Genomic DNA, 26436 nt, shown 5'->3' with positions numbered 1-26436 from the left:
TGCCTGCAACAGGTTCGAAACGGCGTTATCCCGCCCCCTCAATCCCCCCGCATCTCAGCCTTCAAATTCATAAACTCATGCAGCCCCCACGGCCCCAGTTCGCGGCCATGGCCGGACAGCTTCACCCCGCCAAACGGAGCCCCCGGCACCGATGCCAGCATCTGGTTCACCGCGGTCATCCCCGCCGCGATATCGCGCACCAGCCGCGCCTGTTCCTCGTCGTCGTTGGTCCACACGCTCGACCCCAGCCCATAGGGCACATCGTTTGCCAGCCGGATCGCGTCATCGATCGACTCCGCTCGGAACAGCATCGCGACCGGCCCGAAAATCTCCTCCTTCGCAAACTCCGCCGCGGGATCGACATCGGTCAGCACCCCCGCGCGCATCCACGCGCCCTCACGGTCGATCTTCTCCCCGCCATGCAGCGTCGCGCCAGCGGCAACCGCACGCTCAAGCTGCTCCAGCACCGTATCGCGCTGCTCGACGCTCGACAGCGGCCCCATCTCGAACCCGTCTTCCATCGGATCGCCGATCTTCACCGCCTCCATCGCCGCGACGAACTTCTCGGCAAAGGCGTCGTACACATCGGCATGCACGATCATCCGCTTGGCACAGATACAGCTCTGCCCGGCATTCTGGATGCGCGCCTTCACCGCCGTCTCCACCGCCGCGTCCAGATCGGCCGAGGGCATGACGACAAACGGGTCCGACCCGCCCAGCTCCAGCACGACCTTCTTGAGCGCGCGCCCGGCGGCTTCGGCCACCTTGGCCCCCGCCCCTTCGCTCCCGGTCAGCGTCACCGCGACCACGCGCTTGTCGGCGATGATCCGCGACACCTTGTCCGACTTGATCGGTAAATTCTGGAACAGCCCGTCCGGCGCCCCTGCGGCCTGCACCATTTGCTGGATCAGCGCGGCACACCCCTGCGTCAGCGACGCATGCTTCAACAACCCGACATTGCCCGCCAGAATCGTCGGCGCGAGCCAGCGCACCGCCTGCCAATAGGGGAAGTTCCACGGCATGATCGCCAGCACCGGCCCCAGCGGCAACCAATGCGTCACCACCCGCCCGGTCGGCAGCGCGATCTCCTCGCCCTTCAGAAAGTCCGGCCCATGCTCGGCATAGTAGCGGAACCCCGCGACGCATTTCTCGACCTCGGCCACCGCCGACGCCAGCGTCTTGCCCATCTCCCGCACCGCGGTTTCGGCAAGGTGGTCCTTCCCAGCCTCGAACCGGTCGGCAATCGCATTCAGCAATGCCACCCGCTGCGCCACCGGACTGACCCGCCACGACGCAAACGCCGCATCCGCGCGCACCAGCGCCGCCTCGATCCCATCGCCGTCCAGTTCTTCGAACCGATCGCCCGTTTCGCCCGTCGCCGGATTGATGCTGGTAAACATGCGCGCACTCCTTTGCAGGGCATATGGGAACGCTGGGGCAATCGCGGGAGGTTGAATTGGTTCCGCCGCCATCGCATAGCATCGCCATGACCGACCAGATCGACATCGCCGCCTTGTCCTTTGAGGACGCCCTTCGCGAACTCGAGCGGATCGTCGGACAGCTCGAAACCGGCGACGTCCCGCTCGATCATGCGATTACCCTGTACGAACGCGGCGACGCGCTGCGCCGCCAGTGTCAGGCGCGGCTCGACGCGGCGCAGGCGCGGATCGAACAGGTGCGCGCCGACGCCAGCGGCAACGTCACCGGCACCACCCCCTTCGCAGCAGGATGAGCGCGGACGTGGCCGACGCCAGCCAGACCCTCGAAACCGCGCTGCGCGATGTCGCGGCCGAGATCGACCGTCAGTTCGACCATTTCCTCGCCGTCCCGGCCGACCCGCGCGCCAAGCTCTATGAAGCGATGCGCCACGCCGCGATCGGCGGCGGCAAGCGGCTGCGCCCGCTGCTGACCTTCGCCACGGCGCAGCTGTTCGCGGTCGACCGCCGCTGCACCGCGCGTGTCGCGACGGCGATCGAGGCGATCCATGTCTATTCGCTGATCCATGACGACCTGCCCGCGATGGACGATGACGATATGCGCCGCGGCAAGCCGACGGTGCACCGTGCGTTCGACGAAGCGACCGCGATCCTCGCCGGCGACTGCCTCCACGCACTCGCGTTCGAAATCCTCGCCGATCCCGCCACCCATGCCGACCCGTTCGTCCGCGCCGAACTGATCGCCGATCTGGCGCAGGCGTCTGGCCCGTCGGGCATGGCGGGCGGGCAGATGATGGATCTGGTCGCCGAAAACACCAGCTTCGACCTCGCGACCGTCACCCGGTGCCAGGCGCTCAAGACCGGCGCGCTGATCGCCTGCTCAGTCGAGGCCGGCGCGATCCTCGGCCGCCTGCCACCCGAAGGCCGCACTGGCCTGCGCGGCTATGCCCGCGACATCGGCCTCGCCTTCCAGATCGCCGACGACATTCTCGACGTCGAGGGCGATCAGGACGCGGTCGGCAAACAGCTGCGCAAGGACGAGGCGGCGGGCAAGGAAACCTTCCTCTCGCTGCTCGGCATCGACCGCGCCCGCGAACAGGCGCGGCTGCTGGTCGATCAGGCGATCGAACACCTCCACAGCTACGGCCCCGAAGCCGACCTCCTGCGCGCCATCGCCCGCTTCGTGCTGGAACGCGACCGCTAACCCGTTTTTGGGAGCCTGAACGATGACCACCCGCACCGGCGTCTATCCCGGCACCTTCGATCCGATCACGCTCGGCCATATGGACATCATCCGGCGCGGCGCGAAGCTGGTTGACCGCCTCGTCATCGGCGTGACCACCAATCCGTCGAAAAACCCGATGTTCACGGTCGAGGAGCGGATGGAGATGGTCCGGCGCGAGGTTGCCGACCTCGACGGCGAAATCCATGTCGTCAGCTTCGATTCGCTGCTGATGGACTTTGCCGAGCGTGAAGGCGCGAACATGATCGTGCGCGGCCTGCGCGCCGTCGCCGATTTCGAATATGAATATCAGATGGCGGGAATGAACCAGCAATTGAACGGTCGGATCGAAACCGTCTTCCTGATGGCCGATGTCTCGCTCCAGCCGATCGCCAGCCGCCTGGTCAAGGAAATCGCCCTGTTCGGTGGCGAAATCCGCAAATTCGTCCCCGCGACCGTGCGTGACGAGGTTGTGGCGCGGGTCGAGAAGATCGGCCGCAAGGGCAGCTGACGCAAAAACCGCTTTCCTACACCCCCCCAACCGGCATAGCATCGAATCACGATGATCGGACGCCGCGCATCCGTGGCCCGAAACTGACAAAATCAAGTGCGTTGCCCGTAACTTTGTCAGCTTTCGGTGCGGTCGTGATCGCTGGTGTCGGCGCCCGCCGCATTCACTTTGCTGCAAGCGGCGATTTGCTCTAAGCCGCTTCCGTTCCAGAATCCGGTGGGGATATCGATGCGTTTTGTTGCCCTGTGTGTTGCCCTGCTCGGCGCGCTGTTCGCGATGCCAGCCTCCGCCCAGCATGTTCCGCCCCCGCCCGGCCGCGCCGCACCGCCCGCGACGACGGACAAGGAGAATCTGTGGATTCTCGACCTGTCGACCGGCGGCCGCGTCACCATCTGGCTGCGCCCCGATGTCGCGCCCAAGGCGGTCGAGCGGATCAAGGAGCTGACCCGCAAGCGCTTCTATGACGGCCTGATCTTCCACCGCGTGATCGACGGCTTCATGGCGCAGGGCGGCGACCCCAAGGGCGATGGCACTGGCGGCAGCGAGCTGCCTGACCTGCCCAAGGAGTTCAACTACCTCCCGCATGTGCGCGGCGCGGTTGCTGCGGCACGCGCGGAGGATGAGAATAGCGCGAACAGCCAGTTCTTCATCATGCTGAGCCCGCGTCTTCAGCTCGACCAGAAATACACCGTGTTCGGTCGCGTGCTCGAAGGCATGCAATATGTCGACGCGATCCCGCGCGGCGAGCCGCCGGCGGACCCCGCCCGCGTCGTCCGCGCCTACATCGCCGCCGACAATCCCCCGGCTTTTGTTGCCGCACCGGCGGAAGCACCGGCTGCATTGCCCGCAGGCCCGGCCAAGTGAACCCAAATCCTCCCCGGAACGGGGAGGGGGACCGCCGCGAAGCGGTGGTGGAGGGGGCCCGAGGCAAAGGAATCGCTTCGAGGAGGGCCCCCTCCGTCAGCGCTGCGCGCTGCCACCTCCCCGTGCCGGGGAGGATTGTGAGACTTTTCGAATGAACGTCGACCTGTTCGATTTCGACCTGCCGCCCGAGCGGATCGCGCTGCGCCCGGCGAGCCCCCGCGATTCGGCGCGTCTGCTGCTGCTCGACGGGCAAGCGACCGAAGACTGCAGCGTCGCCGACCTCCCCGCCCTGCTGCGGGCGGGCGACATGCTGGTGTTCAACGACACCCGCGTCATCCCCGCCCAGCTCGAAGGCATCCGGGGCGAGGCAAAGATCGGCGCCACGCTGCACAAGCGCGAAGGGCCGCGCCACTGGATCGCCTTCATCCGCAACGCCAAGCGCCTGAAGCCCGGCGACAGCATCGACTTCGGTAACGGCGTCACTGCAACTGCCGAAGCGCGGCATGACGATGGCAGCTTCACTTTGTTCTTCCCCGGCGACGAACCGGTCGAACTGCTGCTCGAGCGCGCCGGGCGCATGCCGCTCCCGCCCTATATCGCCGCCAAACGCCCGACCGACGCCCGCGACGCCGACGATTACCAGACGATGTTCGCCAACGAACCCGGCGCGGTCGCTGCCCCCACCGCCGCGCTGCACTTCACGCCGGAGCTGATGGCCGCGCTCGACGCCGCCGGGATCGGCCACACCACGCTGACGCTGCATGTCGGCGCGGGCACCTTCCTGCCGGTTAAGGCCGACGACACCGAAGACCACAAGATGCATGCCGAATGGGGCCGCATCGACGCCGCCACCGCCGACCGCCTCAACGCAGTCCGCGCCGCCGGAGGCCGGGTCATCGCCGTCGGCACCACCAGCCTGCGCCTGATCGAAAGCGCGGCAGGCGAGGACAATGTGATCCGCCCGTTCGAAGGCGACACCGCGATCTTCATCACCCCCGGCTACCGCTTTCGCGGCATCGACGGCCTCGTCACCAACTTCCACTTGCCGAGATCGACATTGTTCATGCTGGTCAGCGCATTGATGGGGCTGGAGCGGATGCAGGCCGCCTATGCGCATGCCATCGCGTCGGGCTATCGTTTCTACAGCTATGGCGACGCCAGCCTGTTGTTGCCGGAGGACCGCGCATGATCCTTACTTTCCTGCTCCTCGCCGCCGCGCAGCAATCGCCGGGTGGCGTCCCGAACCGGACGCGCGTGCCGGTCGCTGTCGATCTGAGCGGTCAGCAACAGCCGGCTGGCATGGCAACCCCGATCCCGCTGATGATCGCCGAGCCGGTCGCGATGGCCATCGCCGCGTTCGACGCCGACCATGACGGCATCGTCACCCGCGCCGAATTCGACGCTGGCGTCCGCCGCAGTTTCGAGGTCAGCACCAAGGGCCAGCCCGCAATGGGCTATATTGCGTTCGGCGACTGGTCGGAACGCTGGCTGGGCAACCGCAATGCCCTGCCCAGCCCGTTCGAAGTCGATGGCGACGGCGACAACCGCATCACCCTGCCCGAGCTGCAGGCGCGGTTCGATCTGTTCTTCACCCGCTTCGATGCCGACAAGGACGGATCGCTGCGGCGCAGCGAATTGCTGACGGTCCGGGCCCTGCCCCAGCCCGGTGCGCGTCCCGAGGACGGCGCAAAGCCCCGCGCGCGCAAGCGCTAATCATGTCCTAGCATCTCCCGCCGCACTGCGGCTAAGGTCACCGCAATGCACGGCGCGCACCATCATCACGGCCCGGCCGGGCACGACCATGCGGGGCATGGCCATGGCCACAGCCACGCACCCAAGGATTTCGGTCGCGCCTTTGCGATCGGCACCGTCCTCAATCTTGGCTTCGTGCTGGTCGAGGGGCTGGCGGGGATCGCGACCGGGTCGATGGCGCTGCTCGCCGATGCCGGGCACAATCTCTCCGACGTCCTCGGCCTGCTGATCGCCTGGGGCGGCGCGTCGCTCGCCAAGCGTCCCGCATCGCGCCGCTTCACCTATGGCCTGAGCAGCTCGACCATCCTCGGCGCGCTCGCCAACGCGGTGCTGTTGCTGTTCGCGGTCGGCGCGATCGCGCTGGAGGCAGTGCAGCGGCTCGGCTCGCCCGCCCCCGTTCCCGGCGCAGCGGTGATGATCGTCGCCAGCATCGGCATCGTGATCAACACCGCCACCGCCCTGCTGTTCATGCGCGGTAGCAAGGACGACCTCAACATCCGCGGCGCCTATCTCCACATGGCCGCCGACGCCGCAGTGTCCGCCGCCGTCGTGGTCGGCGGGGCGCTGATCCTGTTCACCGGCAAGGCGTGGATCGACCCGGCTCTCAGCCTGCTGATCGTCGTCGTCATCCTGTGGAGCACCTGGGGCCTGCTGCGCGATTCGGTGGTGATGGCGCTCCACGCCGTGCCGCCCGGGATCGATGCCGAGAAGGTCGAACAAACGCTGGCGACCCTGCCCGGCGTCACGCGCGTCCACGACCTGCACATCTGGCCGATGAGCACGACCCAGGTCGCGCTGACCGCGCATCTCCAGATGCCCGACGGCCATCCCGGCGACGCCTTCCTCAACGATGCCCAGCACCGGCTGGAGCATGATTTCGGCATCAATCACATGACGCTTCAGATCGAGATCGGCGACGGCGATCCGTGCCGGCTGCATGGTGGCCATGGAGCCGGACATGGCTGACCCCGCACCGCTCCGGCTGGTGATCTTCGATTTCGACGGCACGCTGTCCGACAGCGGCGGGTGGTTCCTTTCGGTCGTGGACCATTTGTCCGACCGCTATAATTTCCGCCGCGTCCTGCCCGAAGAGGTCGAGCCGCTACGCAAGATGACGTCGCGCGACGTGATCAGCCATCTGCGCATCCCGCGCTGGAAACTGCCGTTCATCGCGCGCTATGTCCGCAAGTTGTTCGGGCGCAACACCGACAAGGTCCACCTGTTCGCCGGCGTGACCGAAATGCTCGCCGCGATCGAGGCGATGGGCATTCCGCTCGCGCTCGTCACCTCGAACAGCGAGGCGAATGCCCGCGCCGTGCTGGGGCCGGAAAATGCTGCGCGGTTCAGCTGGTGGGCGTGCGGCGCGTCGCTGTTCGGCAAGGCACCCAAATTCCGCTCGGTCCTGAAGCAAAGCGGCATACCGCCCGAACAGATCATCTCGCTCGGCGACGAAACCCGCGACATTGACGCCGCGCGCGAAGTCGGTATCCGTGCCGCCGCCGTGCTCTGGGGCTATGCCGAGCCCGAGGCGTTCGCGCATCTCAACCCCGACCTCGCCTTCGCGACCCCCGGCGATGTCGTCGCCTATGTCGCCCGGTCAGCCAAGATGGACCGCCAGCCATAAGGTCGGCGCGTCGGGGTCGGTCCGCGTCACCCAGTGCCGCACGCCACCGGGGATAAAGACATGATCGCCGGGCGCCAGCGCTACCTCCGCCTGCTCCTCGATCCGCAGCGCCGCACTCCCGCGCAGCACCACCACCCACTCATCGGCGTCCTGCACGAACGGCGCATCCTGAGGCGTCGTCTGCCCATGCGACACGATCCGCTCGATCCGCACCCCACCACGCTCCAGCAACGGGGTGAACACCTCCCCCTCGCGCGCATCGGGTAACGGTGCGAAGAGATTGCCCCCTGTTTCAGCCATTGCCATTGCCCCCTCAACATCGCATCGAACGCCTATGTCCCGTTTCACCTTCACCATCCACGCCACCGACGGCAAGGCACGCACCGGCACCATCGCGATGCAGCGCGGCGAGATCCGCACCCCCGCCTTCATGCCGGTCGGCACCGCCGCCACGGTCAAGGCGATGAAGCCGCAGGATGTCCGCGCATCGGGCGCGGACATCATCCTCGGCAACACCTACCACCTGATGCTCCGCCCGACAGCCGAGCGCGTCGACCGCCTCGGAGGACTGCACAAGTTCATGGGCTGGGACCGCCCGATCCTGACCGACAGCGGCGGCTATCAGGTGATGAGCCTGTCCGACCTGACCAAGCGCAGTGAGGACGGGATCGTCTTCAAGTCGCACCTCGACGGTTCGCGCCATTTGCTCAGCCCCGAACGCTCGATCGAAATTCAGCGGCTGCTCGGATCGAACATCGTGATGGCGTTCGACGAGCTGGTCCCGACCACCTCGACGCGGGAAGTTCAGGCGGCGGCGATGGAGCGGTCGATGCGCTGGGCCAAGCGGTCGCGCGACGCCTTCGACTCAGGCGGTGACCATGCCGCCAACAACGCGATCTTCGGCATCCAGCAGGGCGCGCTTGACGAAGGGATGCGCAAGGCCAGCGCCGACGCGCTGCTCGACATCGGCTTTGACGGCTATGCCGTGGGCGGCCTCGCGGTCGGTGAGGGGCAGGAGGCAATGTTCGGTTGCCTCGACTACGCCCCCGGCCAGCTCGACGCGACCAAGCCGCGCTACCTGATGGGTGTCGGCAAGCCCGACGACATCGTCGGCGCGGTCGAGCGCGGGATCGACATGTTCGACTGCGTCCTCCCCACCCGCTCGGGCCGCACCGGCCAGGCCTTCACATGGGCCGGCCCGATCAACATCCGCAACGCGAAATTCGCCGAGGATCAGAGCCCGCTCGACCCCGACTCGCCCGTCGCCGGGTGGAGCAAGGCGTATCTCCACCACCTCGTCCGCTCGGGCGAGATTCTCGGCGCGATGCTGATGACCGAACATAATCTGTGGTTCTATCAGCGGCTGATGGCCGACCTGCGCGCCGCGATTGCAGAAGGGCGGCTGACCACCTTCGCCAACGCGTTCCGTTCGTCTTATTATGGCGGCCGCGACTGATTGCACCGGCCCCGCCCCTGTCCTACTCCTGTGCCACTAAGGAGTATCCAGTGACCGACAAGACCGACGCCACCGACGAGATCGCCAACGAAATCACTGCCGCTGCCCGCCAGGCGCGCGAGATTGCCGAACGCGCGGAAGGCACGCCCATGCCCGGCGACGCAAAGAAATGGCCGCTGGCGAAGATCGGCATCGGCATCGGCTCCGCCGCACTTGCCGCCGCGGTCATCTACGCCGCACGCAGCCGCAAGAAAGACTGACCTTCATGTCCCCCTCCCGCTCGCGGGAGGGGTTAGGGGAGGGCCTGTCCTCCCGATCCGGTTTCGACAGACCCTCCCCCTGCCCCTCCCGCAAGCGGGAGGGGAGTTTGAAGCCCACCGATCAGGAGACCCAAATGCGCCTGACCCGCACCGCGCTGTACCTCAGCGCCGCCCTGCTCCCCTTCGCCGCGCAGGCACAGCAGGCGGCTCCCGCCCCCGCCGCGCAGCCGCAGATCGCCGTCGCCCCGCTCAACTTCACCGAGCGGACTTTGCCCAATGGGCTCAAGGTCTATGCGATCCGCGACACCAGCACCGCCAACGTCTCGGTCCAGGTCTGGTACGATGTCGGCAGCAAGGACGATCCTGCAGGCAAGTCGGGCTTTGCCCACATGTTCGAACATCTGATGTTCAAGGGCACGAAGAACCTGGTCGATGAACAGATGGACCGCCTGACCGAGGACGTCGGCGGCTACAACAACGCCTCGACCGCGTCGGACTATACCAATTATTTCGAGGTCGTCCCGGCCAACCATCTCGAACGCCTGCTGTTCGCAGAAGCCGACCGGATGGCGAGCCTGGTGGTCGATGAAAAGGTGTTCGCCTCCGAACGCGACGTCGTGAAAGAAGAACTGCGCAGCCGCGTGCTTGCCCAGCCCTATGGCAAGCTGTTCTACGTCTATTTCCCCAACATCAGCTACGCGGTCCACCCCTATGCCCGCCCCGGCATCGGCAGCATCGAGGATCTCGACGCGGCGACGATCGGCGACATCCGCGCCTTCCACGCCACCTATTACCGCCCTGACAACGCCGTGCTGGTCGTCGCGGGCAATTTCGACCCGGCCCAGCTCAACAAATGGGTAGACAATTACTTCGCCCCGATCACCAAGCCCAACCGCCCGATCCCGCGCGTCACCGTCGCCGAACCGCCGCGTACGACCGCGGTGCGCAAGACCGTCTACGAAGCCAACACCCCGCTCCCCGCGGTGCTGCTGAGCTACCAGCTCCCGGCCGATAACCACCCCGACATCGCCGCCCTCACCGTCCTCAACGGCATCCTGTCGGGCGGCGAGAATTCGCGGCTCTACCGCAACCTCGTCTATCGCGATCAGCTGGCGGCACAGGCCAGCACCTTCCTCGATTCGCGCCAGTCGACCGGCGCCTATGCGATGTATGCGATCCTCGCCGGTGGAAAGTCGGCGGATGAGGGCGAAAAGGCGATGCGCCGCGAAATCGCCGAACTGCGCGACACGCCGGTCAGCGCCGCGGAACTGGCAGAGGCCAAGAACGAGATCCTGACCAGCGCGCTCAAGAGCCGCGAGACGGCGGAAGGCAAGGCATCGACCCTTGCCGCGTCGATCATCGTCAGCCGCGATCCCAAGGCGGCGGATCAGCAACTCGCCGCGATCGCCCGCGTTACCGCCGCCGACATTCAGCGCGTCGCCCGCCAATATCTCGGCGACAACCAGTCCGCCGCGATCGTCTACCTCCCCGACGCGATGGCGCAGGGGGCCAAGGGCGACAGCGTCGGCATCGCCGACACCGTCAAGGTCGCACCATTGGTCGTGCCCAAGGACATCGTGATCCACACCGCTGCGAGCGCAGAAACCCGCGTCGCAATCCCCGCCCCCGGTGCGCCGGTCTCGCCGACCATCCCCAACGCGGTCGAAACGAAGCTCGCCAACGGCATGCGCGTGATCGTGGTCGAAAAGCGCGACCTGCCGATCGTCACCGCCACCGTCGTCGCTCCCGCAGGCGGCGCGAGCGATCCCGCGGGCAAGGCCGGCACCGCCGCGCTCGCCGCGTCGCTGCTGACCAAGGGCACCACCACCCGCTCGGCCGAACAGATTGCGCAGCAGATCGAATCGCTCGGCGGGTCGATCGGTGCCGGGGCCGACTGGGACGCCGCGTTCGCGACCGTGACGGTCAAGGCCGATCAGGTCGAACCCGCGCTCACCGTCCTCGCCGATGTCGCGCGCAACCCGGCCTTCGCGCAGGAAGAGCTCGACCGCGCGCGCAAGCAGACCGTGGATGGCGTCACCGTCCAGCTCAAGGATCCCGCTGCCCTCGCCGGCATCGCCGCCAGCCGCGCCGTGTTCGGCGATCGCGCTTACGGCAATCTGCTGTCGGGCACCCCGACCTCGCTGCCGCGCATCACCCGCGAAAGCATCGTCACCGCCTATTCGCGCGCGTGGAACCCCGACCAGTCGGCGCTCGTCGTGGTCGGTGACATCGCGACCAAGGATGCGACGGCAATGGCGCAAACGCTGTTCGGCGACTGGAAGCGGGGCAACCTCAACGTGGTTGCCGCGCCGGTCACCGCGGCACCCAAGCCGCGCGTGATCGTCGTCGACCTGCCCGAAGCGGGGCAGGCGGGCGTCGTCGTCGCGCGTCCGGGGATCGCGCGCAGCGACAAGGATTTCTACGCGGCCCAGGTCGCCAACGCCACGCTCGGCGTCGGCTTCACCTCGCGCCTCAACCGCGAAATCCGCATCAAGCGCGGCCTCGCTTATGGCGCGGGCAGCAGCGTCGATGCACGCCGCTCACCCGGCATCGTCTCCGCCTCGACCCAGACCAAGAACCCCTCCGCGCCCGAAGTGGTCAAACTGATCGCCGAGGAAATGACCAAGCTGGGCGCCGCCCCGGTCCCCGCCGCTGAACTCGATTCGCGCAAGGCGGTGCTGATCGGCAGCTTCGGCCGCCGCATCGAACGCACCGACGGCATCGCCGGCGCGCTCGCCGACTATGTCGCCGACGGCGTGCCGCTCGGCACGCTGCAAAGCTACATCCCGTCGATCCAGAGCGTCGATCCCGCAGCGGTGCAGGCCGCTGCGAAGAAGGTGCTCGATCCCGCCAGCGCCAGCATCGTCGTAGTCGGTGATGCCAAGACGTTCGTCGACGAACTGCGCAAGACCTACCCCCAGCTGGAGGTGATCCCGGCCAGCGCGCTCAACCTCGACAGCGCGACGTTGAAGTGAGCATCTTTAGCCCCTCCCCTTCAGGGGAGGGGTTGGGGTGGGGCCTATCCGCACGCGCTACGGTTTCGACGGCGCAGTCACCAAAAGCTCAGATTTAGCTCATGACCCTCTCGAATGTGCCGCCTACCCGTTGGGCAGGCATTTGGAGGGCGCATGACGGCTGAAGGTATCGAACAATTTAAGCGCTGGCTGAAATGGTATGCCACGCTCGCCGCAGTACCGTTCTGCTTCGGCCTTCTCACAGTTTGGCTCCCATTCTTACTGAGCCTGCTGATGCTGATCGGCTTGGCAGGCGTCTATCTGGTCGGGATTGCCGTTACCGTTCGTTGGTCCATCGCCGCATGGCGCACCATGCCATTGGGCGACACGCCGATGCGTCGCGCCGGAGCGATTCTGATCCCGCCACTGATGCTCGCGCCCGCCATTCTCGCCTTCTTTCCGCTCGGACAAGCAGGCGGACGGATCGGTCTCATCGCGCAGATCGCGATCTATCATGAGCGGTTTGAGGAAATCATCGCCAAGGAGAAGGTCGCCCCATCCGCCGATGGTCGAGGCGAGTTCAAGGGAGTGTCCTACTGGGCCGATCCCGGACCACCGGTGCGTGTCGCCTTCTTTCCCGAGGGGTTGCTCGATAACTGGTCGGCGCTGATCTACGATCCGACTGGCGAGATGATGCAAGCCGATGGATTTGACACCTTAACCGGCAAATTCCGTGCACCCGATAACGTAACCAACCTGTTCGGCGGCGACCTTGTTTGGTGTCGCCCGGTGTGGGGGGACTATTACGAGTGCCGTTTCACCTGACGCCCCCGCATCCCTAACATTACCTTAACTATCAATCGTTTCACCCCGGGACGCGTCCAAATCCGAAGCAGAATTTAAACCCCCGCCACGCTATGGCGCAGGCTCGGGATTCTCCCGGTGGGACGAGCATGCTGCGGCGGATGACACGGGTACAGCTGAGGGGCCTTGCGGCGGCGCTGATTGCGTCGCTGATCGGTGCCGGCTTTTCCGCGCATGCCGGGCTGACCGCGCTGCACGCTTCGCAACAGGGCGCGCGCCTCGCCGGGCCGGAGCCGACCGGCTATGAGGCCGACGACCATTTCCCCGGCGCGGCCTTTTACCAGCTGGCCGATGACGACAGCGCGGCGCAGGCATCGGGCGCGACCGGTACGGTCGAGCTGCCCGACACGCCGGTGCCCGAAGGCGCAGTCGCCGACCCGACGATCCGCCCCGCCCCGCCCTTCGACCTGCGCGGATCGGCGCAGGACAAGGCACGCGCGCTGCAATGCCTGACCACCGCGATCTATTACGAAGCCGCGACCGAGCCAGATGACGGCCAGCGCGCGGTGGCGCAGGTGATCCTCAACCGCGCCCGCCACCCGACCTTCCCGGCCACGGTGTGCGGTGTCGTCTATCAGGGGTCGGAAAAATCCGGCTGTCAGTTCAGCTTCGCCTGTGACGGGTCGATGGCGCGCAAGCCGTCGCGCACCCATTGGGACCGCGCCGCGCGGGTCGCATCAGCGGCGCTGGCGGGCGAGGTCTTCGCGCCTGTAGGCATGGCAACGCATTACCACACCCACGCCGTCACCCCGCGCTGGAACAAGTCGCTGGTGATGACCGGCGTGTTCGGCGCGCATTTCTTCCATCGCTGGAAGGGCTATTGGGGCACCGGCGCCGCCTTCACCCAAAGCTATCGCGGCGGCGAACCCGTACCAGGCCCGAAAACACAGCTCGCAGCTGCGCCCGCGACCGATGGCGCAAAGCCGAACCCGGTGCCGGCGCCCGTCGCGGCAATCGGCGCAGTGCAGAAACCGGGCAATCCGCTGCTCCGCCCCACGCCCTCGGTCCCGATGCCCAGCACCGAACGCCGCGCCCCGCGCCGCGCCGAAGTCGAAAGCGGCGACGTCCTCCCCCGCTATGCCGAGCCGGCGGAGTCGCAAGTGCTCGACCGCTGGAAGGACAGCGGCAAGCCGATCCGCTGACGCGTTTTTATGGTGCGGCACCGGCCGCCGCACCGAAGTGCGAGGGCCGTAATCGTTACAGTTTAGCGCCGAGGCTTAGCGGCGATTCTGCCAGTCGCGACGCTCCCAGCGGATCTTGCGCGCCAGCACGTCGAAGCGACGGTCAAGATCGGCCCGCTCGGCCGTCGTCAGGCCAGGACGGCTCTGGCGATAGCGCGCCTCAAGCGAGACGATCCCGCGAAACTCCGCGCGCAGACGAACTGCCTCGGCGCGGGTCAGCTGGCCGCTCCGCACACCCTGGTCGATCCGGCGATCAAGGACCGCCTGACGCTGATTGATGTTCCACCAGCCATTGCCCGCGCCCTGATTGTCCTGACGCTCAATGCGGATCTTGCGCGACAGTGCGTCGAAGCGGCGGTCAAGGTCGCGACGCTCGGCCATCGTCAGGCCGGGAGCCGAACGGCGATAGCGGATCTCAAGGTCCGCAATGCCGCGGAACTCTGCGCGCACGCGCGCCGCCTCGTTCCGGTTGAGCTGGCCGCTGCGCACACCCTGATCGATCCGGCGATCGAGTTGCGTCTGACGCTGATTGATATTCTGCCATCCGGCCTGCGCAGTCGCAGCGGGAACGGTGGCGGCGGCGATGCCGAGACCGGCAATCATCAGTGCGAACTTCTTCATCGAACGTCTCCTCTTCAAATTCGTCGCCGCATCGGCGGCTGTGCTCTTTATCGGCAGTGGGTGTCGCAGCGATTTGGCGAGAATGTCGTTATTGTGTCGCGGCGTGTCGCACCTGCGACGGCTCCGTTCATAATCGTTAACACGACCCTAGTGTTCTATCTTGCCAAAACACCTTCAAGGAGCCATCTTGACGTCATGCTGAACCTTCTTTCGCTCGTCACCGGTGCCGTCGCGCTGCTCATTGCGCTGATCGGCATCTTGCCCATCCCGCTGTTGCCGCTGGTCAACTGGATCGCATTCCCGATCGCAGTCGTCGGCCTCGTCTTCGGCTTGTTGTCGAGCGGCACGGCCGGCCGGAACCTCAACATCGTCGTGCTGGTGATCAGCGGACTGCGCCTGTTCCTGACCGGCGGCCTCATCTGACCTGACGGACCCGCCCCGGCCATACCGGCCGGGGCGCTCCATCACTTCCGTTAGCGGCAGCGTACGTTGCCGCGATCGATCGACGCGCCGAGCGCCGCGCCACCTGCCGCACCGAGCAGCGTGCCCAGCACGTTCGACCGCCCGTTGGACAGCGTATTGCCCAGCAAACCACCGGCGATCCCGCCAACGATCAGGCCGGTCGTGCCGTCATTGCGGCGGCAATAATAACGTCCGTCGCGCCCGCGATAGATGCGGTCCTGACGGCTCAGGCGGCGCTCCTGATAATAGCGGCCGTCCCGATAATATTCGTCGGCATAATAAGCCCGCTGGCCACGCGCCGGGCGGTTCCAGTCGTAATTGCGATACTGGCGCCAGTCGCGGCGGTCTTCGCGGCGATCCTGGCGCGCGTCGCGCACTTCGCGCTGATATTCGCGCTGGGCGGCACGGCGCTCGGCGGGAGTATCGGCGCGGCGCAGGTCACGGCGATAGTCGCGCTGGGCATCGCGAACTTCTTCGCGATATTCGCGGTTCGATTCGCGCGGCGACTGCTGAGCCATCGCCGGGACCGGGGCCAGAGCCACCGACGCCAGGATGGCAGCGATCAGAGGGGTACGCATGGAACTTCTCCTGCATCTTGAGTGCCGGGGCTAAACGGCTCTGAAGGACAGGAAGTTGCGTGAACGGAAAACTACCCCGCGTTCATCGCCCGGCCAGCTTCACATGCGCGTATCGCCTGGATAGGCAAACAGCAGGTCGGCGTCCGGCGAGGCGGTCAGCACCGCGCTGCCACTGACGCTCAGGCAATCTCCGGCCCGCCACGCGACGCCATCGACCTCGCCAGTCCCGCGCACAGGCACCAGCCACCCAGTCTCCCCGTGCGGCAGCCGAATCATGCGATCCCCGCCGATCCACCGCTCCAGCACGAATTTCGGGCCCTCGACCAGCAGCGTCCGCCCATGCTCGACAATGCCGGGGCTCGGCTGCGGCTCCCATGGCTCGACCACCGCAACGTCAATCCCATCCTCAAGATGCAGTTCGCGCGGGCGGCCATAATCATAGAGGCGATAGGTGGTGTCGCTATTCTGCTGCACCTCGATCAGCGTGATCCCCGCACCGATCGCGTGCACCGTACCCGACGGCGCATAGAAGAAATCGCCCGCGCGCACCGGCTTCCAGTCGAGCAGGTCGACGATCGACCCATCCTGCGCCGCCGCCCGCAACGTCGCGGCATCGACCGGCTCGCGCGGCCCGATCGCAATCGTCGAATCAGGCTCGGCATCCAGAACCAGCCAGCACTCATCCTTCCCGCGCGGCAGCCCGCGGGCATGCGCAGCAGCGTCGTCGGGATGGACCTGAACCGACAGCTTCTCGCTGGTGAACAAATATTTGATCAGCAGGTCCGGCGCGGAATCACCCGGCGACTGAAACCACACCTCCCCCACCGGCTCGCCCTCGGGCGCGGGATCGTCGAAGCCCGGCCACAGCTGATGGCGGCCCCAGGGCTTTTCGACTCGGTGCATGGCGAGCAGTTGCGCGGGCATCGGTGCTTCCTGAATGAGAATGTCGGCGTCTCGCATCAACGCCCGGATTCTGGCGGTCGATCCCGTTCACCGCAAGCACCCCCAAAAAACATTTCGCCAGCGCGCAAGGCTCGGCTAAGAACCGGCGCGATGCGTATGCTTTCCTCCCGCTCGCTCGTGCTCGGCGCACTGGTTCTGGCCCTTCCGATCGCTGGTTGCGCCAGCGGTGGCGGAAAGCGTGCCGACCTTCCCTATGTCGCGCGCGACGTGGGCACGCTGTACACGACGGCCAAGGACCGGCTCGATCGCGGCCAGTACAAGCTCGCCGCTGCGCTGTTCGATGAGGTTGAGCGTCAGCACCCCTATTCGGTGTGGGCGCGCCGCGCGCAGCTGATGGGCGCCTTCGCCTATTATCTCGACAAAAATTACACCCAGTCGATCCAGTCGGCGCAGCGCTTCCTCGCGGTGCACCCGGGCAACCGCGACGCGCCCTATGCCTATTATCTGATCGCGCTCAGCTATTATGAGCAGGTCAGCGACGTGACCCGCGACCAAAAGATCACGCAGCAGGCGCTCGACGCGCTGGGCGAACTCAACCGCCGCTATCCCAACACCCGCTACGCCGCCGACGCGCGGCTCAAGATCGACCTCGTTCGCGATCATCTCGCGGGCAAGGAGATGGAGGTCGGGCGTTACTATCAGGTGCGCGGGCAATGGCTCGCCTCGGTCATCCGCTTCCGCACCGTGATCGACCAGTATCAGACCACGACCCATGCCCCCGAAGCGCTGATGCGCCTGACCGAGAGCTATCTCGCGCTCGGCGTGAAGGACGAGGCGAAGAAGGCCGCGGCAGTGCTCGGTGCCAACTATCCCGGCACCGAATGGTATGAGCGCGCGTACGAACTGGTGCAGAAGCATGGCGAGGCAGTGCCGGTTCCAGCGCTGGTGACGCCCGCGGCTCCCCCGGCGCGTGACGAAACGCCGACCCCAGCGCCCGCCACGAATTGAGCGCGCAGCGCCCCTGAACGATCCCCTCTCCCACAGCGGAACAAAAAGGGGTAATGCGGGCGCATGTTGACCGCGCTTTCCATTCGCGACGTGGTGCTGATCGAGGCGCTCGACCTCGATTTCGGTGCCGGCCTCGGCGTGCTCACCGGCGAAACCGGCGCAGGCAAGTCGATCCTGCTCGACTCGCTCGGCCTCGCGCTGGGTTCCCGCGCCGATAGCGGGCTGGTGCGGCAGGGCGCAGCACAGGCCGTCGTGACCGCCAGCTTCGAACCGTCAGACCTCGCCCCGATCGCCGCGCTGCTCGGCGACAGCGGCCTCGACCATGACCCGTCCGAACCGCTGACGATCCGCCGCCTGGTCAAGGCCGATGGCGGCAGCCGCGCCTATGTCAACGATCAGCCCGCCTCCGCCGGACTGCTGCGCGAACTCGGCGCGCTGCTGCTCGAAATCCACGGCCAGCATGACGATCGCGGCCTGCTCAACCCGCGCGGCCACCGCGCCCTCCTCGACAGCTTCGCCCGCGCCGATACCGGCGCCGTTACCGCCGCCCATCGCGCACTGCGCGACGCCGAAGACGCCCTCGCCGCCGCGCATGCCGAACAGGAAAGCGCCGCGCGCGATCGCGAATGGCTCGAACATGCCGTCGCCGAACTCACCAAACTCGCTCCCGAACCCGGCGAGGAAGCGGTGCTGGCCGAACGCCGCGCGACAATGCAGCGCGGCGAAAGGATCGCAGGCGAGCTTCAGGCGATCGCCGAACTCATCGATGGATCGGACGGCGCGCTCACCCGGCTGCGTCAGGCCGCGCGCATCCTCGAGCGAATCGCCGAGGACCATCCCGCCCTCACCGAAGCCCTCGCCGCGCTCGACCGCGCACTGAACGAGGGCAGCGCAACGCAGGAAGGGATCGATACCGCCGGTGACGCGCTCGCTTTCGACCCCGCCGCGCTGGAGGCGGACGAGGCGCGGCTGTTCGAACTGCGCGGCCTCGCCCGCAAGCACCGCGTTCAGCCTGACGACCTCGCCGAACTGACCGAAACGCTCGCGACACGGCTCGAACGGATCGAAGGCGGCGAAGGTCTGATCACGCGCCTCACCGCCAATCTCACCGCAGCCGAAAAGGCTTATGTCGCGGCCGCGGAAACGCTGTCGGCAACCCGCACCGCCGCCGCCGCACGGCTCGACGTGGCCGTCGCCGCCGAACTCGCCCCGCTCAAGCTCGACGCCGCCCGCTTCCGCACGACGGTCGACCCGCTGCCGCGCGACCAATGGTCGGCATCGGGCCGCGACCGGGTGGAGTTCGAGGTCTCGACCAACCCCGGCGCTCCGTTCGCGCCGCTGATCAAGATCGCCTCAGGCGGCGAGCTGTCGCGCTTCATCCTCGCGCTCAAGGTTGCGCTGGCGGAGGAAGGCGGCGCGCGCACGCTGATCTTCGATGAAATCGATCGCGGCGTCGGCGGCGCGGTGGCCAGCGCAATCGGCGAACGGCTGGCGCGGCTCTCGACCGGCGCGCAGTTGCTGGTCGTCACCCACAGTCCGCAGGTCGCAGCCCGCGGCGCGGCGCATCTACTGATCGCGAAAAGCCACGACGGCCTCGTCACCCGCACCGGCGTGCGCCAGCTCAACGAAGACGAACGCCGCGAGGAGATTGCCCGGATGCTGTCGGGGGCGCAGGTTACGGATGAGGCGCGAGCGCAGGCCGGAAGGCTGCTGGAGGCGGCGTAGTCGCGAACCGATAAACTACCGCGACTGAAAGATGGCTGAATGGCCTACTATGGGTGGTTAGCAGAACGCCGGCTTTTAGCGGGCGGCGGGCGAGCAGCGGACGTTAATGTAGCGCGGTCGCATAGCCGCCACTCCAACGCTGACGGCTCTACAACGCGCCGAAAAGCTGCATCCTTATCATATCGCCGCCAGCATCGAGACAGAGCAGCTTCGCAGCCGCCTCCCGGGCATCTCCAGCCGGTCCTCCACACTCCGCAACGATAGCGGGGATCGCGATTTGGTCACCACCGTCAGGCCGATCGCCTCGGGAGAGAGTTGCAATAACGGAGTGGGCGCGGCTGTTTTCCGCTCGAACTACGGCACATCTGGGCGGACCTGCACCACCTCACTGGGGCGTCACGTTGGTCTGACAGGGCGTTCACCCGCCATGATACGCGCCGCCATCGTCGGCCATGATTCGGAGAACCAACTGCCCGGATCTTCGGCGATAACCGTGGTTCCTTCGGCGAGGCAATCGGTCAGGATGACATCGCAGTGCTGGAGGAAGCGCGTCTCGACCGTCGAATAGAAGGTGCGAAAGACCGGATCCATGCCTTGACCCTTGTGCGGCAGCGTGACCGCGAGGCGATCGCCCAGGATGCGGACAAGCTTGCCCGCCGGATAGACGCCGATGCTGCCCATGAACCGAAACAGCAATGCACGATCGAACTGTCCGTCGGCCGACTCCATCTCCGTGACGGCTTCCAATGGCGATTTGCCAGCGGCGTGTGGGCGGATCGACGTCATGGCATCGTAGGCGTCGCAGATGCTGGCCATCCGCGTCGCTATGCTGATAGCCTCGCCCTTCAGGCCAAACGGATATCCCGATCCGTCGAGGCGCTCATGATGATGCTGGCAGACGTCCAGCGCCACTGCGGGCACCCCGGTTGTAGCCGACAGAATGGAGTGGCCCTGAACCGGATGTCGGCGCATCTCGATCGTCTCAGCCTCATTTAACGGGCCGGCCTTGAGCAGGATGTCCGGGGGGATTGTCGACTTGCCGATGTCGTGGAGAAGCCCTGCCATCCCAAGGTCCCGCGCGGCGTCGGTAGTATAACCGAGCTCGCGGGCAAGATTGATCATCAAGGCGCAGACGGCGACCGAGTGCGTATAAGTCTGGTCGTCCTGCGCTTTCAGCCGGGTGACGCTGATGAAGGCCGCCATATTGTTGAGCGAGCTCGCAATATCGTCGACAACCGCCAGGATCTCGGTGGTGGGCACGCCCTTGCCAAGCCGGCAGTCGGCAAACATCGCGTCGACTATGGTTTTTGAGCGCTGCGCGAGTTCGGTGGCTCGCACCTTATCCGCCCGGCCGAACCGCCCGGAAGCCCGCATGGGAGCAGGGCTAACCGGTGCACGGATGGATTGGGGGGGCGGGGCGTCCCGACCCTTTGCCGTATCGATGATGATCTCGCAATTGCTGGAGCGGATCCGTGTGAGTTCCTGCTCCGACGATATCAGAAGCCGCGATCGCCACAGGGGATGTGAAAGCCAGCCGCCGGAGAACGAGTGGACGTACATACCTAGTGTAGCCTGCTCTGACCTTATTGATTTAAGCAAGGATGCTCTCCGGCGGTACGATTAACGGAACTAAGAATGGCGCATCGCTCTAAACCCATCATCACACCCGACGTCTCGTCTTAGCCCATTGTAGATACGGGTGCTGCTACCTGTTTTTTGCCGGCGCCCAGATGTGGGCAATTTCCTTTATAGACGGGCAGGATGGCATATAGCGCGATTGAACGGCGAGTATTGGAAGTGAGAAGATCGAGCGAGCGAACGGCGCGGGGTCGTTTCCCGACAGACTGCTTTGACGAGACTACGCCCTAATTGCCCTTGTTCGCGATCAGGTCGATCTCTGTCCCGCCATCGCCGCGCGCCGACAGGAATACGACATAGGCCGAAGCGTCCTTCGCGCGCGTCCCGCCCAGCACATGCTGGCCATCCTTCAACTGATGCTCGGCCGAATAGCCGCCACGGACGGCGCGGGTGTAGTACCAGTCGATCATCGTCTGCAGCGGTTGGGGCGTCGAGAAGCTGACGACGCGCAGGCCGCATTGGCCGCCCTCTGCACCCGCCGCTTCGGTCACGCGGGCCTGCGGATGCAGGGGCATGTCGGCGGGGAGGCGCGCGGCCCAGCCGGCGGAGTAGTTCAGCTTTGCCGCGCAGTTGGCGGTGCGGCGGTCCTTTTGGCCCGCCGCGAGGCCGGCCAGCGTCACCGACTTGTCCTGGGCGTCGCAGGCGTCGCACTTGCCCTCGACCGGTGCCGGAGCCTTGAGCAATTCGCCTTCCGCCGGCATCGCCGCCTTGGCTGCGGCGACGGTGTCCGATGGGATCGGCGCCGAATAGGGCTGGCCCGGCGGGCGGATCGCATCCTTGTTCGATTGCTGGGCGAGCTGCGGATCGACCATGATCTGGTCCTGCAGCGCGCCCATCAGCGCCGGATCGGTCGTATTGCCGCCGATCTCATTGTCGAGCGCATCGACATTCCCGGCCTTGCCCCCGCCACAGGCGGCGAGCGCCAGCGGCATCAGCAGGATTGCAATTGCATTGACCCGACTGCTCATCATCACGCTCCGCACTCCGGCGAGTGACGCCGGATTTGGGCCGAAGGGATGACAGGCCAGGGTTAAGGAAGCGTTTTCCGGATCATCACCCCGCCTTGCCGACCCGCGCCTTTTCCGCCGCGATGAACGCGTCGATCTGCGCATCCAGCACATCCAGCGGCACCGCGCCCTGCTCCAGCACCGCGTCGTGGAAGCGTTTGACGTCGAACTCGACCCCCAGCGCCTGTTCGGCCCGCGCGCGCAGGTCGCGGATCTTGATCTCGCCCAGCTTGTAGCCCAGCGCCTGCCCGGGCCAGCTGATATAGCGGTTCACCTCCGCATCGATATTCGCCGCCGACAGCGCGGTGTTGTCGAGCATGAACTGGACCGCCTGTTCCTTGGTCCAGCCCTTGGCATGGATGCCGGTATCGACCACCAGCCGGCACGCACGCCACATTTCGTAGGACAGCCGCCCCATTTCTTTTTCGGGGGTGTCGTAAATGCCCATTTCGATCCCGATCCGCTCGGAATAGAGCCCCCAACCTTCGGTAAACGCCGTGAAATTGGCGAGGTAGCGGCGGAATTTCGACGTCTCCAGCTCCTGCTGCAGCGCGATCTGGTGGTGATGCCCCGGCACCGCCTCATGCGCGGTCAGCGCGGGCAGTTCGTACAGCGGGCGCTGATCGAGCTTCGAGGTGTTGACGTAATAATGGCCGGCCAGCCCCAGCTCGGGATTGCCCGGGCCGTAATAGGCGGTGGTCGTCCCCTCCGCCGTCTCCGCCGGGATGCGCTTGAGGCCATAGGGCAGCCGCGCCATGCGGTTGAAGAATCCCGGCATCTTGCCGTCGATATCCTTGGCCTGCACCGCGGCGGCGGCCATCAGTTCCTCGGGCGTCTTGGCATAGTATTTGGGGTTGGTGCGCAGCTCGGCGACGAACGCCTCACGCGTCGCAAAGCCCGCCTTCTTCGCCACCTCGACCATTTCGGAACGGATGCGCGCGACCTCGTCCAGCCCGATCTTGTGGATCTGCTCCGCCGACAGGTCGGTGGTGGTCAGCTGACGGATGCGGAAGGCGTAGTAGCGCGCGCCATCGGGCTGCGCCGACACGCCCACCGCCTTGGCGCATTTGGGGGCGTAGCTGGTGCGGTAGAACGCCGCTGCCTTGGCATAGGCCGGGTTGATCACTTCGGTGACGGTCTTTGCTGCCCGCGCCTGAAGCGCAGCCCACTCGGCATCGGTCGCATCGACCGGCTTCTTGCGGGCGAAGGGCGCGTAGAAGCGCGATTTGGTTGCATCCTGCTGGATCACACCGGTGATCGTCTGTTCGAAGCCGACCAGGCTGACGCAGGGCTGGATATAGCCGCCCTTCACCGCCTGTGCGGTGATCGCGATCAGCGTGTCGTTGGTGGCGGGAAATTGATCGAGCCGATCGAGATAATGGCTATAGTCGGCCTTGCGCCGGAACGCGGTGCGCTCGCCCTGCCCCGCCGCGCCCTGCCACGGGTTTGAGTAGCTGGTGAACAGGATCGTGCGCTGGCCGAAGCTGTTGCCCTCGATGCTCTCCGCCAGCAGGCGGCGCAGGATCGCCTTGTCGGTGCGTTGCGCCGGGGTGAGGCCGGAATCGGGGATGGCATCGAGCCGTTTCAGAAACACCGCCTCGGCTGCGGCGCGACGATCCTCCGCGGCGAGGCTGACATCGCCGACCGCGATCGGATCGATGTCGACGCCGACTGAGCGGGCAAAGCCGGGATTCTCCTTGAGCACCCAGTCGAAATGTTCGGCGAGCAGGGTACGAAAGTCATCCTGCGGCCCGGCGGCAGCCGGTCCGGCGGCCAGCGCAGCGGCAAGAGCAGCCCCGGCGATTACGCTGCGAACGGCCAAACTTACAGTTTTGACCCCGTGTACGGGGACATGTGCGGAGCGGCGAGCGCGGCGCTGCGTGATACCAAAAATTGCCATTGCGGGAGGCAAGCAGAGGAAATCCAACATTGCAAGCAAGCTGTGCGGTACCGAATCGCACATCTGAAAATTGGTTTGCGCCGTAAACTTGTTTTCAGGCAGCCGATGTCTAGATTTGTTTGGCTGGGGAGGTTTGCGATGAAGAAGTTCGACATCGATCAGATCGACGATGTAATCCACGCTCGCATGCGGCTTGGCATCATGGCTCATCTTGCCGATGCCGAAATTGCCGAGTTCAACGCGTTGAAGACGCTGCTCGGGGCGACGCAGGGCAATTTGTCGGTGCATCTGCGCAAGCTGGAAGCGGCCGGATATATCGCGATCGACAAGGGGTTTTCGGGCCGCAAGCCGCTGACCCGCGTGCGCATGACGCCGGCCGGGCGCAAGGCGTTTGCGGCCTATATTGAAGCGCTGGTCAAACTGATCGCATAAGGAACCTTGCCTCCCGGCGGTCCGTTGCCCCCGCAATCGACAGCCCGCTTCTCTCCGGAGACCTGCCCGATGCCGATCTCGTGACCCCTTCCGCAGCCCCGCGCCGTACGCTCCGCGCGGTCGATGTGTTCGCGCTGACCGTCGGCATCGTGATCGGCGCCGGCATCTTCCGCACTCCGGCGCTCGTCGCTGGCGTGGCGGGCGACGCGACGACGATGATCCTCGCCTGGGTGGCGGGGGGCGTGCTCTCGATCATCGGCGCGCTCTGCTATGCCGAAATGGCGGCGGCCTGGCCGCATATGGGCGGCGATTATCACTATATCGGGCGCGCATTCGGACAGCGGATTGCGTTCCTCTACGCCTGGGCGCGGCTGGCGGTGATCCAGACCGGGTCGCTCGCGCTGCTTGCGTTCATCGTCGGCGATTATCTTCAGATCCTGCTGCCGCTCGGCCCAATTGGCCCTGCGATCTGGGCAGGCATCGCGGTGGTCGCGGTGAGCGCGATCAACTGGCTGGGCGTGCGCTGGGGCACGCAGGCGCAGCGCTGGCTGACGCTGACGGAGGTTATCGGGCTGGTCGCGATCATCGTCGCCGGGTTTTCGCTCGCGCCTGCGGACGCGGTGCCCGCTGCACCGGGCGGCGGCGCGCTCGGGCTGGTGATGGTGTTCGTCCTGCTGTCCTATGGCGGGTGGAGCGAGGCGGTCTATGTCTCGGCGGAGATGAAAGACCCGCCGCGGCGCATCGCCGCGATTCTGTGTGCCGCGCTGGCGTTGGTCACCGCGCTGTATGTGCTGGTCAATCTGGCGCTGCTCAACGGGCTGGGCATGGCGGGGATGGCCGGCAATGACGCGGTGGCGGCGGAAGTCATGCGCCGCGCGTTCGGCCCGGCGGGTGCGGCGGCGATCAGCGCAGCGGTGGCGGTGGCGGCGCTGACCAGTGCCAATGCCACCGCGATTGTCGGGGGACGCACCGCCTGTGCGCTCGGACAGCGGATCAGGCCGCTGCGCTGGCTGGGCCACTGGGACCATCGCCGCGACACCCCCGGCAACGGACTGATCGCGCAGGGCGGAATCGCATTGCTGCTGGTCGCGCTGGGCGGATTTGCCCGCGACGGGTTTCGGGTCGCGGTCGAATATACCGCGCCAGTCTTCTGGCTGTTTCTGTTGCTCGCCGGGCTGTCGCTGTTCGTGCTGCGCCGGACCGAGCCGGCGACGCCGCGCCCGTTCCGCGTACCGCTTTATCCGGTTCTGCCGGGGATCTTCTGCGTCACTACTGCGTATCTGCTCTGGTCGAGCCTCGCCTATACCGGGTGGGGCGCGCTTGCCGGCGTCGCGGTTCTGGTCGTCGGCGCATTGATGCTGTTGGTCGTTACCCCTCAAGAGGAGCTCGCGCCATGAAGCTGTTGATCCTCGCTGCTGCCACCTTCGTCGCCGGAAGCGCGGTCACGCCGCCTCCGGCACCCGTCGCGGTGGCACCGAGCCAAACCCCCGATGTCATCTACGTCCCCACCCCGCCCGCTGTGGTCGAGGCGATGCTGGACATGGTGAAGCTGCGCGACGGCGATGTCCTGTACGACCTCGGCTCGGGCGACGGGCGCATCCCGATCGCCGCCGCCAAGCGCAAACAGGTGCGCGCGGTCGGCATCGACATCGATCCCGCGCGGATCAAGGAGGCGAACGCCAATGCCAAGGCGGCTGGGGTCGCCGGCGAGGTGTCGTTCAAACAGGCCGACCTGTTCACCAGCGACTTCAGCGACGCGACGGTGGTCACCCTCTATCTGCTCGACACGCTGAACGAGAAATTGCGCCCGAAACTGCTTGCTGAGCTGAAGCCGGGGACGCGGATCGTCAGCCACGCCTTCCGCATGGGCGATTGGGAGCCGGAGAAAGAAGAAACGATCGACGGCCGGACGATTTATTACTGGACCGTGCCGGAACGGTAGCTGGCGGGCCATGCCAATCCTCCCCGCCAGGGGGATCGCATATGGTGGGGCGGGTCGATGGCACCTCATTCCTCCCCTGCGCAGCAGGGGAGGTGG

At 66.3% G+C, this 26436-nt stretch carries 27 protein-coding genes; 19 read left to right on the top strand and 8 right to left on the bottom strand.

Translation table 11 applies throughout. The features are described 5' to 3' along the window. Positions 1 to 38: 38 nt before the first annotated feature. A complete protein-coding gene (locus VGN66_RS06275; RefSeq protein ID WP_327517994.1) occupies positions 39 to 1400 on the bottom strand; it encodes an NAD-dependent succinate-semialdehyde dehydrogenase in 1362 nt (453 codons plus the stop codon). Positions 1401 to 1486: 86 nt separating this feature from the next. On the opposite strand from VGN66_RS06275, the gene VGN66_RS06270 reads away from it, so the two are divergent. From VGN66_RS06270 to VGN66_RS06235, 8 genes are all read left to right on the top strand, one after another. Further along, entirely contained in the window at positions 1487 to 1732 is a 246-nt protein-coding gene (locus VGN66_RS06270) for an exodeoxyribonuclease VII small subunit (RefSeq protein WP_327517993.1), read from the top strand. Next, positions 1729 to 2640, top strand: coding sequence for a farnesyl diphosphate synthase (locus VGN66_RS06265; RefSeq protein WP_327517992.1), 912 nt, complete (start codon positions 1729 to 1731; stop codon positions 2638 to 2640). The genes VGN66_RS06270 and VGN66_RS06265 overlap by 4 nt, the downstream gene beginning before the upstream one ends. A 22-nt stretch (positions 2641 to 2662) precedes the next feature. Next, positions 2663 to 3169, top strand: a complete 507-nt coding sequence (gene coaD / locus VGN66_RS06260; RefSeq protein WP_327517991.1) for a pantetheine-phosphate adenylyltransferase — start codon at positions 2663 to 2665, stop codon at positions 3167 to 3169. A gap of 228 nt (positions 3170 to 3397) precedes the next feature. Beyond that, complete coding sequence (locus VGN66_RS06255; protein ID WP_414713181.1) at positions 3398 to 4033, top strand: peptidylprolyl isomerase; 636 nt, start codon at positions 3398 to 3400, stop codon at positions 4031 to 4033. A 151-nt stretch (positions 4034 to 4184) separates the two neighbouring features. Then, a complete protein-coding gene (queA, locus tag VGN66_RS06250; protein ID WP_327517990.1) occupies positions 4185 to 5222 on the top strand; it encodes a tRNA preQ1(34) S-adenosylmethionine ribosyltransferase-isomerase QueA in 1038 nt (345 codons plus the stop codon). After that, positions 5219 to 5746, top strand: a complete 528-nt coding sequence (locus VGN66_RS06245) for an EF-hand domain-containing protein (RefSeq protein WP_327517989.1) — start codon at positions 5219 to 5221, stop codon at positions 5744 to 5746. Before queA ends, VGN66_RS06245 begins: the two co-directional genes overlap by 4 nt. A 45-nt stretch (positions 5747 to 5791) precedes the next feature. After that, entirely contained in the window at positions 5792 to 6751 is a 960-nt protein-coding gene (locus VGN66_RS06240; RefSeq protein ID WP_327517988.1) for a cation diffusion facilitator family transporter, read from the top strand. Further along, complete coding sequence (locus VGN66_RS06235; RefSeq protein ID WP_327517987.1) at positions 6744 to 7409, top strand: HAD hydrolase-like protein; 666 nt, start codon at positions 6744 to 6746, stop codon at positions 7407 to 7409. Before VGN66_RS06240 ends, VGN66_RS06235 begins: the two co-directional genes overlap by 8 nt. Here the strand turns inward: VGN66_RS06235 and VGN66_RS06230 are convergent. After that, the gene (locus tag VGN66_RS06230; RefSeq protein ID WP_327517986.1) at positions 7383 to 7709 is read right to left on the bottom strand and encodes a cupin domain-containing protein; all 327 of its coding nucleotides are present in this window, start codon (positions 7707 to 7709) and stop codon (positions 7383 to 7385) included. The genes VGN66_RS06235 and VGN66_RS06230 overlap by 27 nt on opposite strands. Before the next feature lie 34 nt (positions 7710 to 7743). Here VGN66_RS06230 and tgt point away from each other — a divergent pair, with 34 nt between their 5' ends. From tgt to VGN66_RS06205, 5 genes are all read left to right on the top strand, one after another. Further along, positions 7744 to 8865 (top strand): tRNA guanosine(34) transglycosylase Tgt, encoded by a 1122-nt coding sequence (gene tgt, locus VGN66_RS06225; RefSeq protein ID WP_327517984.1) that lies wholly within the window; start codon positions 7744 to 7746, stop codon positions 8863 to 8865. Positions 8866 to 8915: 50 nt separating this feature from the next. Next, positions 8916 to 9125 carry a hypothetical protein gene (locus VGN66_RS06220; RefSeq protein WP_224921397.1) on the top strand — a complete coding sequence of 70 codons (210 nt, stop codon included), beginning with the start codon at positions 8916 to 8918 and terminating at the stop codon, positions 9123 to 9125. A 134-nt stretch (positions 9126 to 9259) separates the two neighbouring features. Further along, entirely contained in the window at positions 9260 to 12100 is a 2841-nt protein-coding gene (locus tag VGN66_RS06215) for a pitrilysin family protein (RefSeq protein ID WP_327517983.1), read from the top strand. A 153-nt stretch (positions 12101 to 12253) separates the two neighbouring features. Then, a complete protein-coding gene (locus VGN66_RS06210; RefSeq protein WP_327517982.1) occupies positions 12254 to 12904 on the top strand; it encodes a hypothetical protein in 651 nt (216 codons plus the stop codon). 128 nt (positions 12905 to 13032) lie between these two features. After that, complete coding sequence (locus VGN66_RS06205; RefSeq protein ID WP_327517981.1) at positions 13033 to 14085, top strand: cell wall hydrolase; 1053 nt, start codon at positions 13033 to 13035, stop codon at positions 14083 to 14085. A 75-nt stretch (positions 14086 to 14160) separates the two neighbouring features. Here VGN66_RS06205 and VGN66_RS06200 read toward each other — a convergent pair whose 3' ends face one another. Then, positions 14161 to 14745, bottom strand: coding sequence for a hypothetical protein (locus VGN66_RS06200; protein WP_327517980.1), 585 nt, complete (start codon positions 14743 to 14745; stop codon positions 14161 to 14163). A gap of 195 nt (positions 14746 to 14940) precedes the next feature. Between VGN66_RS06200 and VGN66_RS06195 the strand changes: the two genes are divergently transcribed. Next, positions 14941 to 15168: a hypothetical protein gene (locus tag VGN66_RS06195; protein WP_224921392.1), complete on the top strand. Its 228-nt coding sequence runs from the start codon at positions 14941 to 14943 to the stop codon at positions 15166 to 15168. A gap of 50 nt (positions 15169 to 15218) precedes the next feature. On the opposite strand, the gene VGN66_RS06190 is transcribed toward VGN66_RS06195, so the two are convergent. Both VGN66_RS06190 and VGN66_RS06185 read right to left on the bottom strand, forming a co-directional pair. After that, positions 15219 to 15785, bottom strand: a complete 567-nt coding sequence (locus VGN66_RS06190; RefSeq protein ID WP_327517979.1) for a glycine zipper 2TM domain-containing protein — start codon at positions 15783 to 15785, stop codon at positions 15219 to 15221. Positions 15786 to 15884: 99 nt separating this feature from the next. Beyond that, positions 15885 to 16709, bottom strand: a complete 825-nt coding sequence (locus tag VGN66_RS06185) for a class I mannose-6-phosphate isomerase (protein WP_327518565.1) — start codon at positions 16707 to 16709, stop codon at positions 15885 to 15887. Between the two features lie 129 nt (positions 16710 to 16838). Between VGN66_RS06185 and VGN66_RS06180 the strand changes: the two genes are divergently transcribed. Both VGN66_RS06180 and recN read left to right on the top strand, forming a co-directional pair. After that, positions 16839 to 17696 carry an outer membrane protein assembly factor BamD gene (locus VGN66_RS06180; RefSeq protein ID WP_327517978.1) on the top strand — a complete coding sequence of 286 codons (858 nt, stop codon included), beginning with the start codon at positions 16839 to 16841 and terminating at the stop codon, positions 17694 to 17696. A 63-nt stretch (positions 17697 to 17759) separates the two neighbouring features. After that, positions 17760 to 19421 carry a DNA repair protein RecN gene (gene recN, locus VGN66_RS06175; protein ID WP_327517977.1) on the top strand — a complete coding sequence of 554 codons (1662 nt, stop codon included), beginning with the start codon at positions 17760 to 17762 and terminating at the stop codon, positions 19419 to 19421. 396 nt (positions 19422 to 19817) lie between these two features. Here recN and VGN66_RS06170 read toward each other — a convergent pair whose 3' ends face one another. The 3 genes from VGN66_RS06170 to VGN66_RS06160 all read right to left on the bottom strand — a co-directional run bounded on the left by VGN66_RS06170 (position 19818) and on the right by VGN66_RS06160 (position 23888). Further along, a complete protein-coding gene (locus VGN66_RS06170) occupies positions 19818 to 21020 on the bottom strand; it encodes an HD-GYP domain-containing protein (protein WP_327517976.1) in 1203 nt (400 codons plus the stop codon). 266 nt (positions 21021 to 21286) lie between these two features. Continuing rightward, a complete protein-coding gene (locus VGN66_RS06165; RefSeq protein ID WP_327517975.1) occupies positions 21287 to 22027 on the bottom strand; it encodes a hypothetical protein in 741 nt (246 codons plus the stop codon). Between the two features lie 85 nt (positions 22028 to 22112). Next, the gene (locus tag VGN66_RS06160) at positions 22113 to 23888 is read right to left on the bottom strand and encodes a DUF885 domain-containing protein (protein WP_327517974.1); all 1776 of its coding nucleotides are present in this window, start codon (positions 23886 to 23888) and stop codon (positions 22113 to 22115) included. A 216-nt stretch (positions 23889 to 24104) separates the two neighbouring features. On the opposite strand from VGN66_RS06160, the gene VGN66_RS06155 reads away from it, so the two are divergent. The 3 genes from VGN66_RS06155 to VGN66_RS06145 all read left to right on the top strand — a co-directional run bounded on the left by VGN66_RS06155 (position 24105) and on the right by VGN66_RS06145 (position 26340). Further along, entirely contained in the window at positions 24105 to 24398 is a 294-nt protein-coding gene (locus VGN66_RS06155) for a transcriptional regulator (RefSeq protein WP_327517973.1), read from the top strand. An 80-nt stretch (positions 24399 to 24478) separates the two neighbouring features. Then, positions 24479 to 25795 (top strand): APC family permease, encoded by a 1317-nt coding sequence (locus tag VGN66_RS06150; RefSeq protein WP_327517972.1) that lies wholly within the window; start codon positions 24479 to 24481, stop codon positions 25793 to 25795. Further along, entirely contained in the window at positions 25792 to 26340 is a 549-nt protein-coding gene (locus tag VGN66_RS06145) for a class I SAM-dependent methyltransferase (RefSeq protein ID WP_327517971.1), read from the top strand. The genes VGN66_RS06150 and VGN66_RS06145 overlap by 4 nt, the downstream gene beginning before the upstream one ends. Positions 26341 to 26436 lie beyond the last annotated feature (96 nt).

This window comes from Sphingomonas sp. (assembly GCF_035998645.1).
GTDB lineage: Bacteria > Pseudomonadota > Alphaproteobacteria > Sphingomonadales > Sphingomonadaceae > Sphingomonas.
The sequence above is the reverse complement of the archived record's forward strand: the minus strand, read 5'-3'. Positions and strand labels throughout refer to the sequence as shown.

Excerpts from the sequence above, each read along its gene's own strand:
- VGN66_RS06275 (WP_327517994.1), bottom strand. The coding sequence starts at position 1,400 with ATGTTTACCAGCATCAATCCGGCGACGGGCGAAACGGGCGATCGGTTC.
- VGN66_RS06270 (WP_327517993.1), top strand. The coding sequence starts at position 1,487 with ATGACCGACCAGATCGACATCGCCGCCTTGTCCTTTGAGGACGCCCTT.
- VGN66_RS06265 (WP_327517992.1), top strand. The coding sequence starts at position 1,729 with ATGAGCGCGGACGTGGCCGACGCCAGCCAGACCCTCGAAACCGCGCTG.
- coaD (WP_327517991.1), top strand. The coding sequence starts at position 2,663 with ATGACCACCCGCACCGGCGTCTATCCCGGCACCTTCGATCCGATCACG.
- VGN66_RS06255 (WP_414713181.1), top strand. The coding sequence starts at position 3,398 with ATGCGTTTTGTTGCCCTGTGTGTTGCCCTGCTCGGCGCGCTGTTCGCG.
- queA (WP_327517990.1), top strand. The coding sequence starts at position 4,185 with ATGAACGTCGACCTGTTCGATTTCGACCTGCCGCCCGAGCGGATCGCG.
- VGN66_RS06245 (WP_327517989.1), top strand. The coding sequence starts at position 5,219 with ATGATCCTTACTTTCCTGCTCCTCGCCGCCGCGCAGCAATCGCCGGGT.
- VGN66_RS06240 (WP_327517988.1), top strand. The coding sequence starts at position 5,792 with ATGCACGGCGCGCACCATCATCACGGCCCGGCCGGGCACGACCATGCG.
- VGN66_RS06235 (WP_327517987.1), top strand. The coding sequence starts at position 6,744 with ATGGCTGACCCCGCACCGCTCCGGCTGGTGATCTTCGATTTCGACGGC.
- VGN66_RS06230 (WP_327517986.1), bottom strand. The coding sequence starts at position 7,709 with ATGGCTGAAACAGGGGGCAATCTCTTCGCACCGTTACCCGATGCGCGC.
- tgt (WP_327517984.1), top strand. The coding sequence starts at position 7,744 with ATGTCCCGTTTCACCTTCACCATCCACGCCACCGACGGCAAGGCACGC.
- VGN66_RS06215 (WP_327517983.1), top strand. The coding sequence starts at position 9,260 with ATGCGCCTGACCCGCACCGCGCTGTACCTCAGCGCCGCCCTGCTCCCC.
- VGN66_RS06210 (WP_327517982.1), top strand. The coding sequence starts at position 12,254 with ATGACGGCTGAAGGTATCGAACAATTTAAGCGCTGGCTGAAATGGTAT.
- VGN66_RS06205 (WP_327517981.1), top strand. The coding sequence starts at position 13,033 with ATGCTGCGGCGGATGACACGGGTACAGCTGAGGGGCCTTGCGGCGGCG.
- VGN66_RS06200 (WP_327517980.1), bottom strand. The coding sequence starts at position 14,745 with ATGAAGAAGTTCGCACTGATGATTGCCGGTCTCGGCATCGCCGCCGCC.
- VGN66_RS06195 (WP_224921392.1), top strand. The coding sequence starts at position 14,941 with ATGCTGAACCTTCTTTCGCTCGTCACCGGTGCCGTCGCGCTGCTCATT.
- VGN66_RS06190 (WP_327517979.1), bottom strand. The coding sequence starts at position 15,785 with ATGCGTACCCCTCTGATCGCTGCCATCCTGGCGTCGGTGGCTCTGGCC.
- VGN66_RS06185 (WP_327518565.1), bottom strand. The coding sequence starts at position 16,709 with ATGCCCGCGCAACTGCTCGCCATGCACCGAGTCGAAAAGCCCTGGGGC.
- VGN66_RS06180 (WP_327517978.1), top strand. The coding sequence starts at position 16,839 with ATGCGTATGCTTTCCTCCCGCTCGCTCGTGCTCGGCGCACTGGTTCTG.
- recN (WP_327517977.1), top strand. The coding sequence starts at position 17,760 with ATGTTGACCGCGCTTTCCATTCGCGACGTGGTGCTGATCGAGGCGCTC.
- VGN66_RS06165 (WP_327517975.1), bottom strand. The coding sequence starts at position 22,027 with ATGAGCAGTCGGGTCAATGCAATTGCAATCCTGCTGATGCCGCTGGCG.
- VGN66_RS06155 (WP_327517973.1), top strand. The coding sequence starts at position 24,105 with ATGAAGAAGTTCGACATCGATCAGATCGACGATGTAATCCACGCTCGC.
- VGN66_RS06145 (WP_327517971.1), top strand. The coding sequence starts at position 25,792 with ATGAAGCTGTTGATCCTCGCTGCTGCCACCTTCGTCGCCGGAAGCGCG.